We start from the raw sequence: 16,222 nt of genomic DNA on the forward strand, positions 1-16,222 counted from the left end.
TTGAATGTCTTACACCACTGCCAGTTCACCCCGGCGGGCTTTCCGCTGATAAACCAGCACGGTCAGGATAATCGGCACCACGATCGCCACCAGCATGGCCAGTGCGTAAATACTCCAGAACTGCGGTTTGATGGACAAAATACCCGGTAAGCCGCCGACGCCGATGCCGTTGGCCGTGACGTGGAACAGGCCGCAAATCAGGCCGGCACCGGCCGAGCCAATCATTGCGCACAGCATCGGGAAGCGGTATTTCAGGTTGATGCCGTACATCGCCGGTTCGGTTACGCCGAGGAACGCGGATATCGCTGCGGGCACGGAGATCTCGCGCTCATTATGTTTGCGGCTGACGATAATCACGCCGACGACCGCAGCGGCTTGCGCAATATTGGACAGGGCGATCAGCGGCCACACCGGGGTTCCGCCGGTGCTTTGCACCATCTGCATGTCGATGGCAAGGGTGGTCTGATGCACGCCGGTGATGACCAGTGGCGCATAGAGGAAACCAAACAGCGCGGCACCGATGGGTGCGAGGCTGCCGGTCATGATGAATTTCACCGCGAAAGCCACGCCGTCGCCCACCATGCGGCCAAACGGCCCGATCAGCGTGTGCGCCAGGAATACGGCAATAATCAGCGAGCTGACGGGCACAATCACCAGATACAGATAATTAGGCACGATGCGTTTCAGGCCATTTTCGATCATCGCCAGCGCCATACCGGCGAGAACGGAAGGAATAACCTGCGCCTGATAACCGACCTTTTCGATGGTGAACCAGCCGAAATTCCACACTTCAGGGATTTGCTGCCCGAGGTTGTAGGAGTTCATCAGTTGCGGCGATACCAGCGTTATGCCAAGCACAATCCCGAGGATTTCGGTGCCGCCCATTTTTCTGACCGTCGACCAGCACACCGCCACCGGCAGGAACATAAACACGGCTTCGCCAAGCAGCCAGAGGAAGTCGTAAATGGATTGCCACAGCGGGTGCATCTGCGCCAGCGTCTGGCCGCCGCTCATCGGAATTTCGCCGATAACATTGCGGAAACCGAGAATTAAACCGCCGCTGATCAGCGCCGGTAACAGCGGGAAAAAGATTTCCGCAAAGTGAGAAATGCTGCGCTCAAACCAGCTCATATTCTGGCGGGCGGCAACTTTTGCCTGTTCTTTTCCGGCCGCACTTTTACCGGTGCTGGCGATCAGAACTTTGTAGTAATCATCCACTTCCGGCCCGATAACCACCTGGAACTGACCGGCGTTGGTGAAGCAGCCTTTGACCATTGGCAGGGCTTCGAGACCTTTCGGGTCGGCTTTGGACGGGTCATTGAGGACAAAACGAAGACGCGTAATGCAGTGAGTCACCATCGCGATATTGTCGCTGCCGCCAACGAGGGCGATCAGCTGATCAACATCCTGTTGCTTAACTTTGCTCATGGGAAGTGGCCTGTGATTTTGTGTAAGAGTGTAGGGTACGGTTCAAGCATAGCGAAGGCGGTGGGAACTTGTCCGGGAACGTTCCCGGTTTTGCCGGGACGATCACAAAGTTTTTACTTTTTAGAAAGGCAAAGGTCAGAAAGGCGGGGGATTCAGAAAGCAAGCTTTCCGGGGATAATCAGCTGCCGCACCGTGGTGGAACCGCTGAGCTGCGCCAGTAATTGTTTGGCCGCTGCTTCGCCGCCCGCGCCATAGCCGAGTTCTACTGAATACGATTCCGGGAACAGGAAATGCAGCAGCGGGTTGTTGCCGATACCGCATACCTGCACGCCACGGATTTGCTGCTGTTGCAGGTATTTTTGTGCGCCGATGGCAATGGTGTCGGACGCGCAGACGACGGCCTGAATGTTATTTTTCAGCAACTGCGGGATCAGGTCGAAGCCGCTCTGATAGGTCAGTTCGCCCAGCGCAATGTGCGGTGTCAGGCCATGCTCTTTACAAAAAGTCCGAAAGGCCGCGCTGCGGCGCTGGCCGGTGGTGGTGTCCTGCGGCGAAACACCGATAAAGCCAATCTCCCGTATGTTCTGCGCCAGCAGTTTTTGCATCAGCAACTGCACCGCACCCGCATCGTCATAACACACCGAAGATAGCCCCGGCATATCGCGTGCCAGCACCACCATTTTATCCTGCCAGGGCGTCAGCATTTGGGCTGAAAGTCCGGTGAAACCAAACAGCACAATGCCATCGATATTGCGCTGTTTCAGCACCTGCAAATGCTCTTTCACGCGCTCTGCGCTGAACTGACTTTCCAGCACAATCGGGTCATACCCCTGCTGATAAAACAGCGGCAACATGGCGCGTACCGCCAGATTTTCCGAAGGAGAGTCGAGACGCGACACGATAATCGCCACAATTTTGTCGCTGAACCCGCGCATGGCCCGCGCCGATTTCGACGGACTGAAATGCTGTTGTTCGATCACCTGCAACACCCGTTCGCGGGTTTGCGGGCTGACGTTGCCTTCGTTATTCAAAACGCGGGAAACCGTGGATTTTCCGACACCGCTCAGGCGGGCAATATCATTAATGGTCAGGCGATTTTGCTGGGTCATGTTTTAAGGTGAATGAGGGTCAGGTTTAAAATTGGTTGTAGTTAACCGGCGTATACTGCGCTCGCCGGAGATGATGTACGCGTCATCCCGTGCCGTTACCCTAACGGATTTTTATACCCGATGCGTATGAATTTCCAAACCGTTCCTTACCGGAGGTGAAAACCCATGGAACCCGACCCCAATTCTGTAGGTCCGTTGTGATCCGGTAAGCACCCGCATTTTTGCTGCTGCTTGCCGTGACTTTACCTGGCAGGCAGTGGCGCACGTCTTTTCGTTCGCCCTGTTTTTAACAACCCTTTTGCCATGCTCATGGCGGCTTCGCTGTGGGCGCAACAAAGGTGCGAATGATGTTCAAAAATTTCACTTCCCGGCTGCTCAGTGCGCTCAGCCGTAATTTACCGCGCCGCTTAGTCCGCCGCGATCCGATGCTGGAAAACGTATCTGCCCGTGCAGTGCAGGCCATCCCTGCCGCTATGTCGGCGCATTGTCAGGCCTGTGCCCGCGCCACCGAAGACCAGCTTTACCTGCAATTTGCCAGTCATCCGGAAGGGCTGACTGCGCAGGAAGCCGATGCAATTCGCGAAGTTTCCGGCCTGAATCAGACCGGCGATCAGCAACCGGCACCCTGGTGGCTGCATCTGTGGCACTGCTACCGCAATCCGTTCAATCTGCTGCTGACCGTGCTCGGGCTGGTGTCTTACGCCACCGACGATTTAACGGCAGCGCTGGTGATTGGCGCGATGGTGTTTATTTCTACTTTCATGCATTTCATTCAGGAGGCGCGTTCCAATAAAGCCGCCGATGCGCTGAAAGCGATGGTCAGCAACACCGCGACCGTGCTGCGCAGTGACGCGCAAACCGGACGCAGCGAAACAGTGGAAATCCCGATCAGCCAACTGGTGCCGGGTGACCTGATCAAATTGTCAGCGGGCGATATGATCCCGGCAGATCTGCGCATTCTTTCGGCCAAGGATTTGTTTATCAGCCAGGCGGCGCTGACCGGTGAATCCCTGCCGGTGGAAAAACACGCCTGCGAGAAAAAACCGGTTGCGGCTGATCCGCTTGAACTGAACACCCTGTGTTTTATGGGCACCAACGTGGTGAGCGGCACGGCGATTGCGATGGTGATCGCCACCGGCAGCAAAACCTGGTTCGGTCAGCTTGCCGAACGTGTGGTACAGGAAGATACACAGCCAAACGCGTTCCAGGCCGGGATCAGCAAAGTCAGCTGGCTGCTGATCCGCTTTATGATGGTAATGACACCTGTGGTGCTGGTGATCAACGGTTACACCAAAGGCGACTGGTGGGAAGCCGCACTGTTTGCGCTCTCCGTGGCGGTCGGGTTGACGCCGGAAATGCTGCCGATGATTGTGACTTCCACGCTGGCCAAAGGCGCGGTAAAACTCTCCCGCCAGAAGGTGATCGTCAAACGTCTGGATGCGATACAGAACTTCGGCGCAATGGATATCCTCTGCACGGATAAAACCGGCACGCTGACGCAGGATAAAATCGTGCTCGAGCGCCACACCGATGTGCTGGGCTTGACCAGTGATGAGGTGCTGCATCTGGCGTGGCTGAACAGCCATTATCAAACCGGCCTGAAAAACCTGCTGGATGTTGCGGTGCTGGAAGCAGGCGATGCCGGTCCGGCGCATAACTCGCTGAAAGTGGATGAAATTCCGTTTGATTTCGACCGTCGCCGTATGTCTGTCGTCGTCGCCGAAAACGACCAGAATCACCGCCTGATCTGCAAAGGCGCGCTGGAAGAAATGCTGTCGATTTGTACGCTGGTGCAGCTCAACGGTGAGATTGTGCCGCTGACCGATGTGCTGCTGGCGCGCATCCGCCGCATTACTGACGATCTCAATCAGCAGGGGCTGCGCGTGGTAGCCGTGGCGCATAAAGTGATGCCATCGCGCACGCAGGGCTACGGCGTGACCGATGAATCCAGCCTGATCCTGGCCGGGTATATCGCATTCCTCGATCCGCCAAAAGAAAGCACCGCACCGGCGCTGGATGCACTGCAACGCAAAGGCGTGACGGTGAAAATCCTCACCGGCGACAATCCGCTGGTGGCGCGTAAAGTCTGCAAAGATGTCGGATTACAGGCCGATAACGTCGTGATCGGCAGCGATATCGATGCGCTTGACGATGTGCAACTGCTGAACGTCGCCCGCGAAACCACGGTGTTTGCCAAACTGACACCGATGCACAAAGAACGCATTGTGCGCGTACTGCGCGGCGAAGGGCATGTGGTTGGCTTTATGGGTGACGGCATTAACGACGCGCCTGCGCTGCGTGCGGCGGACATTGGGATTTCCGTGGATTCTGCGGTGGATATCGCCAAAGAAGCGGCCGATATTATTCTGCTGGAAAAAAGCCTGATGGTCCTGGAGCAGGGCGTGACGGAAGGGCGCAGAACTTTCGCCAACATGCTGAAATACATCAAAATGACTGCCAGTTCCAACTTTGGTAACGTGTTCAGCGTGCTGGTCGCCAGCGCCTTTTTGCCGTTCCTGCCAATGTTGCCACTGCATCTGCTGATTCAGAACCTGATTTACGATGTGTCTCAGGTGGCGATCCCGTTTGATAACGTGGATGAAGAGCAACTGGCGAAACCGCAGCGCTGGAACGCCGGGGATATTGGCCGTTTTATGGTGTTCTTCGGGCCGATCAGTTCCGTATTCGACATTCTGACTTTCAGCCTGATGTGGTGGGTGTTTAAAGCCAATACGGTGGAGGCGCAGACGTTGTTCCAGTCCGGCTGGTTCATTGAAGGGCTGCTGTCGCAGACGCTGATCGTGCATATGATCCGCACCCGCAAAGTGCCGTTTATTCAGAGCCGCGCGTCCTGGCCGCTGTGCATCATGACGCTGATGGTGGTGATCACCGGTATTTCACTGATCTACTCGCCGGTTGCCGGATTCCTGCAATTGCAGGCGCTGCCGCTGAGCTATTTCCCATGGCTTATCGCCATTCTTGCGGGCTACATGGTGCTGACGCAGTGCGTGAAAGGCTGGTTCGTGCGCCGTTACGGCTGGCAGTAATCTTTAAAATTCTATCCTGAATGCTAAAAAGCGCGACCGGTGAAGCGGCCGCGCTTTGCATTAATCAGTTCGAAATATTACGACTGTGCGTTGTTCTTGCGATCGTTACGACGGTTCACCCAGGTGTTAATCAGCAGGGTGATGATCAGAATCGACGCAATCACGCCCAGCGAAATCCCCACCGGAATGTGGAACACGTCGAGCAGCAGCATTTTGATACCGATGAAAATCAGGATCACCGCCAGACCGTATTTCAGCATCGAGAAACGTTCCGCCACGCCCGCCAGCAGGAAGTACATCGCGCGCAGGCCGAGGATCGCAAACAGGTTAGAGGTCAGGACGATGAACGGGTCGGTGGTTACCGCAAAGATAGCCGGAATACTATCGACCGCGAAAATCACGTCGCTCAGTTCCACCATAATCAGCACCAGCAACAACGGAGTAGCGAACAAAATACCGTTACGGCGCACAAAGAACTTCTCACCCTGCAACTCATCGGTCATGCGCATTTTGCTGCGCAGCCAGCGGATCATCGGCTTCTCGCCAACCTCACCGTCTTCTTCTTTCGCCAGCGCCATCTTGATACCGGTGAACAGCAGGAAGGCGCCGAACACGTACAAAATCCAGCTAAATTGCCCCACCAGCCAGCTACCGGCGAAAATCATGCCGGTACGCAGGACGATGGCGCCGAGCACGCCGTAGACCAGTACGCGGCGTTGCAGGCTGGCAGGAATAGAGAAGTAACTGAACAGGATCAGCCAGACGAAGACGTTATCCACCGCCAGCGCTTTTTCCAGCAGATAGCCGGTCAGGAACATGGTGGCCTTGGCGTCGGCCACTTCACGGCCAAACTCGCCGTTGAGATACCACCAGAAGCCGAAGTTGAACAGCAACGACAGGCCTATCCACACCAGCGACCACATCGCGGCACTTTTCATACTCATGGTTTGCGCGCCTTTTCGACCCTGCAACAGCAGGTCGAACACGAGCATAATTATCACTACCACGGCAAAGGAGCCCCACAACATCGGGTTGCCTACGGAGTTCATCATTGCGATATCCTCGAAAAAACATCAAAAAAAAACGGCCAGCGTCGGAAGACGTTAGCCGCTCATTTTTTGAGCTGTGAGCAAACCTCGCCTTCCGGCAAGGTCTCACTTACAAAGATAAGTATTCATCTTGTGAATGCTTATCTTTGCCCCGGTAACCGGGTGTCTGAGACGGCGCTGCATGAGCGCGGGTCCAGACACCGTAATGACGATTATCCGACGAAGAAGTTACTCCCCTTTGCAGTTCGCAAATTAATGCAAAATGTGTCCGGTGTCAAACATTCAGAAACATTATGGAGCATTAACCCGCCAGTGCCTGACGTTTGCCGAGTGCGCCGACGAAGGCCAGCAGCAGGCTACGGCTGAGGGGTGTTTCGCTAAGTTGCTGAGCCTGATGCGCAAAATCTATCGTATCGTCTTCGGCGATAGAGCCCAGCCATGACAGATACGTCTTCATTACCGCCAGACTGAATTCCGGATGGAACTGCGTGCTGATGGCATTCGGGCCGTAGCGCAGGATCTGATGCGGATCGTGCCGCGTTTTCGCCAGCACCGTCGCTGTCGCAGGCGGCGTAATGACGGTTTGCAGGTGGATCAGATTGGCTGCGAACTGTGCGGGAAGCTGCGACACCAGCGGATCAAGATGCCCGTCCGGCGTCAGCGTCACCTCGTGCGTACCGACTTCAATGCCTTGCGGATGGTAATCCACCTCGCCACCCAGCGCGTATGCCATCAGCTGATGACCGTAGCAGGCACCAAACATGGGTAATTCCTGCAACATGCCCAGCCGCACCCAGTCCGCCGCTTCTTCGCTCCACGCCAGATGCTCGGTGACCATGCTGCGCGAACCGGTAATGATCGCACCGCAATAGTTTTCCGGCGGCAGCGGGCGTTCACCCGCCTGCAAATCCACAATCACCACCTGCTGCGCGTCGATATCGCCCTGACGGATAAACATCTGCGGAAAGTTGTCGTGCGCACGACGGATAGGTTCCGGTGCGTGGCCGGTCTGTAAAATCAACAGCGATTTCTGGCTGGGTGCAATCATCTGTTACTCCCGATTTTTACTTAATATTAAGGCTGGTTATCGGCCGGGAATACCACGCCGGTCTGACGACGGATTTCCGTCAGCACTTTGGCCGTGATACGCGAGACTTCCAGCCCGGGGTGCGCGACAAACTGGCTGTCGACCAGAATCGCAAAAGTTTCTGCTTCATACAGCATGGTGTTGATGTGCTGGGGTTGCGTCAGATCCAGCTTCTGGCTGCCGCGTGGCGTCAGGCTGAGCGTCTGGCATTCAGACAGCTTTTCCATCTGCAAGGTGCCGTCTTCGCCCTGGATCTCACTGGGTAACAGGGAGTCGCTGATTTTCGAATGGTTGATAACCACTTCGAAATCATCCGCATAAGACAAGATCACCGTGCCCTGACCGTCAACGCCGCTTTCCAGCAGGGTTGCCGTGGCTTTCACCGATTCCGGTTCGCCAAACAACGAAATAGCACTCGCCAGACAGTAATAACCGATATCCATGATCGAGCCATTGGAAAACGCCGGGTTAAAGGTATTCGGGTTTTCACCGGCCAGATAGCGCGGATAACGTGAGGAATACTGGCAGTAATTCAGAATGGCTTTACGCAGTTTACCGATGCGGTTCAGCGCGCCTTTCATGTGCAGGAAGTTGGGCAGATACGCGGTTTTAAACGCCTCGAACAGCACCACGTTGTTTTCTTTTGCGCAGGCGATCAGGCTTTCCGCTTCACGCAGATTGGAAGCCAGCGGCTTTTCGCAAATCACGTGCTTTTTATTGCTGAGGAACAACAGCGACTGCGGGTAATGCAGGGAGTTCGGGCTGGCAATATAGACCGCATCAATCAGATCAGAGGCGGCCATTGCTTCAAGGGAATCAAAGTAATGTTCAACCGGATAATCCTCACCGAGCTTTTTAGCGCCTTCCAGCGTGCGGGAGTAAATCGCGGTCAGCTTCATTTTACCGCTCTCGTGGGCGGCATCAATAAAACGCTGGGTGATCCAGTTGGTGCCCACAACGCCAATACGAATCATGAGAAATCCCTATAGTTAATTATTATTGATACAACTTACCGAATATTTCCAGATGCGTCAGATACATGCGCGTGTCGAATTCTAACTGATGATAGTCGGGCGTCATATGACAGCACAGGCTGTAGAATGCTTTGTTGTGTTCTTTTTCTTTCAGGTGCGCGAGTTCATGCACCACGATCATTTTCAGAAACGCTTCCGGCGCGCTTTTAAACACCGTTGCCACGCGGATTTCCGCCTTGGCTTTTAGCTTGCCGCCCTGAATACGGGATATTGCCGTATGCAGCCCCAGCGCGTGCTTCATCACGTGGATTTTATTGTCGTAAGCCACTTTGCTTAACGGCGATGAACTGCGCAAAAACTGATTTTTCAGGTCCAGCGTATACTGATAGAGCGATTTGTCAGTGGTCAGCTCGTGCGGTTCGGGATATCGCGTCAGCAAGACTTTACCTAAACGTTCCTGGTCGATTAACTGACGCACCTGAGCCTGAAGCGACTCCGGATAGCCTTGCAGATAGGTCAATTCAGGCATAACTGTTTGCTTTATCTCTTATTGCCGGGGAAAAGATGCCGAAACGGGGTGCGGGGTTTTTACCACGATCGCGTCGATCCGGCAGATAAACCCCTTTTTAACTGAAAAAACGTTTTACTGATAGACCAAATTAAGGGATAAACAGCGCAAATTGAATATGAGGAGGGCCAATGAGCCAATTTGAAACCGAAACCGGTGGTCAGTTATTGCAACTGCGTCTGGAACGTTATCCGCTGGAAGAAGCGGCAACGCAGTTACAGGCATGGGAAGCGGCCGATGAATATCTGCTGCAAAACCTGAACACCGACGCGCTCAACGGCCGTCCGCTGCTGATTTTCAACGATGCTTTCGGCACGCTGGCCTGCGCCTTGCAGCCGCACAACCCGACCAGCGTCAACGACTCCTTTATGAGTCAGCTGGCGATGCGCCACAACCTGCGCCTTAACGGTTTTGACGAAGACAGCGTGGCTGCGCAAAGCAGCCTGGTGCCGTTGCCGATCAATCCGGGTCTGGTGATCATCAAAGTGCCAAAAACGCTGGCGCTGCTGGAACAACAACTGCTGGCGCTGCGTGAAGTGGTGACGCCGGACACGCAGATTATCGCCGGCGCGAAAGCCCGTGATATTCACACGTCAACGTTGCAACTGTTCGAGAAAATCCTCGGACCGACCAAAACCAGTCTGGCGTGGAAAAAAGCCCGTCTGATCCATTGTGAAGCCACCTTGCCTGCGCAAACCGCAGAGCCGGTGATTTCTGAGTGGGCGCTGGATGACAGTGAATTCCGTATTTCCAACCACGCGAACGTGTTCTCACGCGGCGGTCTGGATGTCGGCGCTCGCTTTTTCATGCAACATCTGCCGGAAGGCATTGAAGGGCGCATGGCGGATCTGGGCTGTGGTAACGGTGTGATCGGCATGACCGCACTGGCGCTGAACCCGGATGCGGAAATGCTGTTCGTCGATGAATCTTATATGGCGGTAGAGTCGAGCCGTATTAACGTCGAAAACAATTTGCCGCAGGATGTCAGCCGCTGTCATTTCGAAGTGAACAACATGCTGGCCGGTGTCGAGCGCGAAACACTGCACGCCGTGCTGTGTAACCCGCCGTTCCATCAGGGCACGGTCATCAGCGATGACACCGCGTGGCGCATGTTCTGCGATGCCAAACGCTGCCTGCAAACCGGCGGCGAGCTGCGTATCGTCGGCAACCGTCATCTGGATTACTACCAGAAGCTGCGTCGCCTGTTCGGCAACTGCACGACGATCGCCACCAATCAGAAATTCGTGATTTTACGTGCCGTGAAAACAGCTGCACATCATTGATAGCTGAATTAGTCTGAAGTGCTGAAATGAAAAAGCCGCTTATCGCGGCTTTTTTTTCGTCTGTCGGTTTCTGAAATAGTTTTCTAAATTTTCAGTGCCAGCCGTGTGCCCTGATCGATAGCGCGACGCGCATCGAGTTCGACGGCGACGTCGGCACCGCCAATCAGGTGTACGATTTTTCCGGCCTCCTGTAACGGCTGATACAGCGCGCGCTGCGGTTCCTGTCCGGCGCAGATAATCACGTTATCCACTTCCAGACATACCGGTTCACCGTTCATGATCAGGTGCAGCCCCGCGTCGTCGATGCGTTCATAGCTGACACCACTTTGCATTTTCACGCCACGCTGCAACAGGCTGGTGCGGTGGATCCAGCCAGTGGTTTTCCCCAATCCTGCGCCGACTTTGGTGGTTTTGCGTTGCAGCAGAACGATATCCCGCGCGGCAGGTTCGGGCTGTGGCCCAAGTGGTGCCAGACCGCCACGGTGCGTTAGGCTCTGGTCGATCCCCCATTCGTGGCTGAAAGCCTGAGTGCTGAGGCTCGATGACGGGCCGGTGTGGATCAGGTATTCGGCGGTATCAAAACCAATGCCGCCCGCGCCAATAATGGCGACGCGCTGTCCGACCGGTTTTTTATCCCGCAGTACGTCGAGATAGGTCAGCACGATCGGATGATCAATGCCCGCAATATCCGGCAGGCGCGGTGAAATACCACAGGCGAGGATCACTTCGTCATAACCCGTTAACTGGCTGGCGCTGACGGTTTCGCCCAGGCGCAGCGTTACGCCCAGTAATGTCAGCTGGCGCGAGTAGTAACGCAGCGTCTGATAAAACTCTTCTTTGCCGGGGATCTGTTTGGCGACATTAAATTGCCCGCCGATTTCATTGTGTGCATCAAATAATGTGACGTGATGCCCGCGGCTGGCGGCGGTAGTGGCAAACGCCAGCCCGGCTGGCCCCGAGCCGACAACGGCCAGATGTTTGGTGATTTCCGCACGGGTAACCGGTAACTGCGTTTCACGGCAGGCGCGCGGATTGACCAGACAGGAAGTGACTTCACCGGCGAATATCTGATCCAGACAGGCCTGATTACAGCCGATGCAGGTGTTGATTTCATCAGCACGTCCCTGCGCGGCTTTTTCGACAAACGCAGGATCGGCAAGAAACGGGCGTGCCATCGACACCATATCCGCACAACCTTCGGCGAGAATTTTCTCCGCCACGTCAGGGTCGTTAATGCGGTTAGTGGTAATCAGCGGAATCCCCACTTTGCCCATCAGTTTTTGCGTCACCCAGATGAACGCCGCGCGGGGCACCATGGTGGCTATGGTCGGAATGCGCGCTTCATGCCAGCCAATACCGGTGTTGATAATGCTCGCGCCTGCCTGTTCGATGCGCTGCGCCAGCATTTCGACTTCATTCCAGTCCGAGCCTTCTTCGACCAGATCCAGCATGGATAAGCGATAAATGATGATGAATTCCCGGCCACAGGTTTCGCGCACGCGGCGCACGGCTTCGGTGGCAAACCGCATGCGGTTATCGGCAGAACCGCCCCAGTTGTCCGTGCGCTGATTGGTGCGCGCGGTGAGGAACTGGTTTATCAGATAGCCTTCGGAGCCCATGATTTCCACGCCGTCATAACCCGACTCTTTGGCAAGCTGCGCGCAGCGGGCGAAATCCGCCAGTGTGGAGTCGATTTCTGCCTCGCTGAGGGCGTGAGGTGTAAAGCGGTTGATCGGCGCCTGAAGCGCTGAAGGCGCGACGGGGTGGGGCTGATAACTGTAACGTCCGGCGTGAAGGATCTGCAGGGCAATTTTGCCGCCAGCGGCATGCACCGCGTCAGTCACCACGCGGTGATGCGTGATGTGTTCCTGTTCAGCGAGAATTGAACCGCCCTGATAAACCACGCCCTGCGCGTTAGGGGAAATGCCGCCGGTGACAATCAGCCCGACGCCTGCGGCGGCACGTTCTGCATAAAAGGCCGCCAGACGTTCCGGCCCGTCCTCCCGTTCTTCCAGCCCGGTGTGCATGGAACCCATCAGCACGCGATTTTTCAGTTGGGTAAAACCTAAATCCAGCGGCGCCAGCAGGTGCGGATAAAAAAGCGAAGCGCGTTCAGTCATGGAATTCTCTTAAGTGGTCGGAGGAGATGAATTCAATTTAGCTGCTGGCAGAACAATTGGAAAGTCAGTGTGTAATGACTGTGATATGTATCACTCTGAGGAATTCGCTGAGCGTTAATTAACTATTACGCTTCTTATTACTCGCGGTTTATTAATTGGCAGAGGTGACTTTTGTCGCCGGAAAACAGCACAAGATAGCAGATGAAATACCTATTTCTTTGTTTTTACACACAATGGTCTTATTGCAGGTTGTTTATTTTTAACATTTTTTTCAGAGATTGTGGTCGTTAGGATTATTTTTAGAAAACCATATCGAATCGATTCAGTTCGGGTTAGAGCTGGACTAGGCTGGGGTTGCTTCACCCTAAAAATTCAATTCTAACCTGGATATATACTATGAATCTTATTGACCATACAGCCTGCCGCCCGTTCACCGAAGCCGGGCATTTGTCCCAGATTGCAGCCTATTATGAAGAGGGTCGTAACGTCATGTGGATGATGCTCAGGTCTTATCCACGTCCCTGTTTTAATCAGGAGCTTATCGAAGACATTATGACGCTGATGTATGCCGCGAAGGCATCCGGTCTGCGTTTTGATTTTTGGGTCACCGGCTCTTTGGTGCCCAATATGTATAATGTCGGCGGTGATCTGAGCTTCTTTGTTGATTCCATCGTCAATAATAAACGCGAAGCGTTACGTGCTTACGCCAGAGCCTGCGTGGATTGCGTTCACGCTGCCGCGCGTGGTTTTGACGTAGGCGCGATCAGTTTATCGATGATAGAAGGCACGGCACTGGGCGGCGGCTTTGAAGCCGCACTGGCACACCATTACGTGCTGGCGCAGAACACCGCCCGGATGGGGTTCCCTGAAATCGCATTTAACCTTTTCCCGGGAATGGGCGGTTATTCGCTGGTATCACGCAAAGCGGGGATGAAGCTGGCGGAGGAACTGATTTCCACCGGGGAGTCGCATACCGCCGAATGGTTTGAAAGCCGCGGGCTGGTGGACGTGTTATTCCAGCCGGGGGAAGCATTCACCGCCACGCGAACGTTCATGGATGTTTTGCGACCAAAGCTCAACGGCATCCGGGCGATGATCCGCGCACGTCAGCGTGTGCTGCAATTATCACGTTCAGAACTGATGGATATTACGGAGGATTGGGTGGATGCAGCGTTTACGCTGGAGGAGAAAGACCTGAGTTATATGGAGCGTCTGGTCATGCTGCAAAACCGGCATACGGCGTCATTGCGTAAAACCGGCTAGCAGCAGGCAGAAGCAGCCCGTCACTGGCGCTATTTCTGTTTTGCTTTATGTTTAAAAACATTGGGTGAAGCAATCATTTTTTCCTCAAGCCAGTGCTCCAGTTCATTTGCTGGCATTGGCTTGGCATATAAAAATCCCTGTTTGCTGTCCACACCGATTTCGTCAATCAGCTTCTCTTCTTCCGCCGTTTCCACACCTTCCGCGACCACTGTCAGTTGCAGCGTTTTGGCCACCGCCACAATCGCCCGTACCAGTGCCTGAGACACCGGATTATCATTGATTCCACGAATAAAGCTTTGATCCAGCTTGATGCAGTCGAGGGGGATTCTCGCCAGTTGTGACAGTGAAGAATAACCGGTGCCGAAATCATCCAGATGTACCTGTGCGCCCAGTTTATGCAACTGGTTAATCATGGTGATCGCTGCACCTTCGTCTTCCACCAGGCAACTTTCTGTCAGTTCGAAATCCAGCAGGCAGCCTTTCATGCCGGCATTTTTCATGGCATCCGACAACGTCGTGATGAATGAACTATTGTTAAGCTGTCGTCCGGAGAGGTTTACCGCCACCCGCAAATTCAGCCCTTTTTTCTGCCATTCCGTCGCCTGACGGGTGGCGGTTTCGATCACCCATTTACCGACTGGCGTGATGAGACCGGATTCTTCGGCATAGGGAATAAAGCTCTGAGGTTGGATCAGACCGCGTTCCGGAGAATTCCAGCGCAGCAGTGCCTCCACGCTTTGCACGGTACCGTAAAGCGATACTTTCGGCTGATAGTGTAAGACCAGCTGATCTTTCTCAGACAAGGCTTTGCGTAAATGTGTATCTAACCACATGTATTCAGAGGCTTTCTCATTCATCTCTGGTGAGAAAACACAGTGTACATTTTTGCCCTTTTCCTTGGCTGCATACATGGCAGTATCGGCGTTTTGCAACAGTATATCGCCGTCGGTACCGTGTTCCGGGCAAATCGCGATACCGGCTGAACAGCCGGTATACACTTCAATCAGCCCGATGCGGAATGGCAAACTGAGCCTGCGCAAAACGCGCTGACTCAGCGCTTCCAGCGCTTTTATTTCAGCATGCGTGCTGAGAATAATGAATTCATCCCCGCCGAGCCGCGCCAGTTTATCGTTGGGCGACAGGCAATCCTGAATGGCATCAGACACCGCGCGCAGCAGGTGATCACCAAACATATGTCCGTAGGCGTCGTTAACTTTTTTGAAGTTATCCAGATCCAGATAAATCAGCCCGACGTTGTTTTCACCACGCTCGATAAGTGCTCGGGCAAGGGACTCCTGCAAGGCATTACGGTTAGCGAAACCGGTGACCAGATCAGTATTTGCCAGCACGCGCAAACGCTCCTGCGCCTTGCGTTCGTCAGTGATGTCAGAGCCGGAGCAAATCAGATATTTTTGCTGTTTGCCGCTGCCGCTGTGGACGAATTTATTGCGAAACAGGAACAGGCGCTGGCCTTTGACGGTGTTGATCCAGCGTTCCACTTCATAAGATTGCTGATGCTGGAAAAAACCATTGATATTCTGACGTGAGGCCAGGCCTTCTTCCATCGACATAAAAAGGTCATAGGCGCTGCGTCCGATAACATCTTCTTCGCGCAGGCCGGTATATTCCTCGCTCAGACGGTTAAAACGATGGATTTTGCCTTCCTGATCGATAATCACGATCACGGAGTTGGCTTCAGAAACCACCTGCTCAGCAAAGGTCAGACCGACTTCCAGGTCATGGGCGACAGACTCAGTGTCCTGATAGGCGGATGCCGTACCGGCCCAGGCTTTACTGTCGATTTTTCGCCCGACAAGATACAAACGCGCAGGGGATCCGAATAGCGTGATATCCAGGGTAAAACTCGAGGTGATCCCGGTGAGTTGCCTTATTTTCCCTGCCTGCCACTGCGTCAGAGAGATAGCAATATTGACGACGCCTTTCTCTGCGGATAACTCCAGGGCATTGCTGTCTGAACCCAGTCGCCAATATGGGCGTGGTGTACCAAAGTGCAGGTACAGGAGGGAAGCATCTTGAGAGTCGACCATGAATGTTTCTCCGCAAAGAACGCTATACGCCGCCAGTGTGGCGACGGGCGACAGTCAGCACAGACGGAGCTTACTCTGTTCAGCACATTCGCCACGTTCCGTAAAAAAACGGACAGGGGCGGAATGGCGTAACACATTGAATTTAAGGTTAGCCACTGCCAGTTATATATCCAGTTACCGGACAGAAATTACTGCTCAGAACAGGCGGTCTCCGTTACCGGAATACCGCCTGAGAGAGAAGGTTTT

Annotated in this window: 11 protein-coding genes; 3 read left to right on the forward strand and 8 right to left on the reverse strand. The window is 54.3% G+C overall.

The genetic code is table 11. From position 1 onward, the window contains the following. Positions 1-9: 9 nt before the first annotated feature. Together treB and treR are read right to left on the reverse strand one after the other, a co-directional pair. Positions 10-1,428: a PTS trehalose transporter subunit IIBC gene (treB, locus tag DXU84_RS13260; protein ID WP_013573854.1), complete on the reverse strand. Its 1,419-nt coding sequence runs from the start codon at positions 1,426-1,428 to the stop codon at positions 10-12. Positions 1,429-1,580: 152 nt separating this feature from the next. Then, positions 1,581-2,537 carry a trehalose operon repressor TreR gene (gene treR, locus DXU84_RS13265; RefSeq protein ID WP_013573855.1) on the reverse strand — a complete coding sequence of 319 codons (957 nt, stop codon included), beginning with the start codon at positions 2,535-2,537 and terminating at the stop codon, positions 1,581-1,583. Positions 2,538-2,881: 344 nt separating this feature from the next. Here treR and mgtA point away from each other — a divergent pair, with 344 nt between their 5' ends. After that, positions 2,882-5,584 carry a magnesium-translocating P-type ATPase gene (gene mgtA, locus DXU84_RS13270; RefSeq protein WP_153375962.1) on the forward strand — a complete coding sequence of 901 codons (2,703 nt, stop codon included), beginning with the start codon at positions 2,882-2,884 and terminating at the stop codon, positions 5,582-5,584. Between the two features lie 77 nt (positions 5,585-5,661). On the opposite strand, the gene DXU84_RS13275 is transcribed toward mgtA, so the two are convergent. From DXU84_RS13275 to DXU84_RS13290, 4 genes are all read right to left on the reverse strand, one after another. Then, positions 5,662-6,633, reverse strand: coding sequence for a TerC family protein (locus DXU84_RS13275; RefSeq protein WP_153376053.1), 972 nt, complete (start codon positions 6,631-6,633; stop codon positions 5,662-5,664). A gap of 301 nt (positions 6,634-6,934) precedes the next feature. After that, a complete protein-coding gene (locus tag DXU84_RS13280) occupies positions 6,935-7,681 on the reverse strand; it encodes a glutamine amidotransferase (RefSeq protein ID WP_013573858.1) in 747 nt (248 codons plus the stop codon). A 26-nt stretch (positions 7,682-7,707) separates the two neighbouring features. Continuing rightward, the gene (locus DXU84_RS13285) at positions 7,708-8,694 is read right to left on the reverse strand and encodes a Gfo/Idh/MocA family protein (RefSeq protein WP_013573859.1); all 987 of its coding nucleotides are present in this window, start codon (positions 8,692-8,694) and stop codon (positions 7,708-7,710) included. 22 nt (positions 8,695-8,716) lie between these two features. Further along, positions 8,717-9,223 carry a M48 family metallopeptidase gene (locus tag DXU84_RS13290; RefSeq protein WP_013573860.1) on the reverse strand — a complete coding sequence of 169 codons (507 nt, stop codon included), beginning with the start codon at positions 9,221-9,223 and terminating at the stop codon, positions 8,717-8,719. Positions 9,224-9,393: 170 nt separating this feature from the next. Between DXU84_RS13290 and rlmG the strand changes: the two genes are divergently transcribed. Next, on the forward strand, positions 9,394-10,545 hold the full coding sequence (gene rlmG, locus DXU84_RS13295) for a 23S rRNA (guanine(1835)-N(2))-methyltransferase RlmG (RefSeq protein WP_013573861.1): 1,152 nt from the start codon (positions 9,394-9,396) through the stop codon (positions 10,543-10,545). A gap of 83 nt (positions 10,546-10,628) precedes the next feature. On the opposite strand, the gene DXU84_RS13300 is transcribed toward rlmG, so the two are convergent. Further along, positions 10,629-12,665: an NADPH-dependent 2,4-dienoyl-CoA reductase gene (locus tag DXU84_RS13300; RefSeq protein ID WP_014411580.1), complete on the reverse strand. Its 2,037-nt coding sequence runs from the start codon at positions 12,663-12,665 to the stop codon at positions 10,629-10,631. 396 nt (positions 12,666-13,061) lie between these two features. On the opposite strand from DXU84_RS13300, the gene DXU84_RS13305 reads away from it, so the two are divergent. Next, complete coding sequence (locus DXU84_RS13305; protein ID WP_013573863.1) at positions 13,062-13,928, forward strand: crotonase/enoyl-CoA hydratase family protein; 867 nt, start codon at positions 13,062-13,064, stop codon at positions 13,926-13,928. A gap of 29 nt (positions 13,929-13,957) precedes the next feature. On the opposite strand, the gene pdeR is transcribed toward DXU84_RS13305, so the two are convergent. After that, positions 13,958-15,976, reverse strand: a complete 2,019-nt coding sequence (gene pdeR / locus DXU84_RS13310) for a cyclic di-GMP phosphodiesterase (protein ID WP_119261176.1) — start codon at positions 15,974-15,976, stop codon at positions 13,958-13,960. Between the last annotated feature and the right edge of the window lie 246 nt (positions 15,977-16,222).

The sequence above is a fragment of the Rahnella sp. RcJ3 genome, from assembly GCF_009498575.1.
Taxonomy (GTDB): domain Bacteria; phylum Pseudomonadota; class Gammaproteobacteria; order Enterobacterales; family Enterobacteriaceae; genus Rahnella; species Rahnella aceris.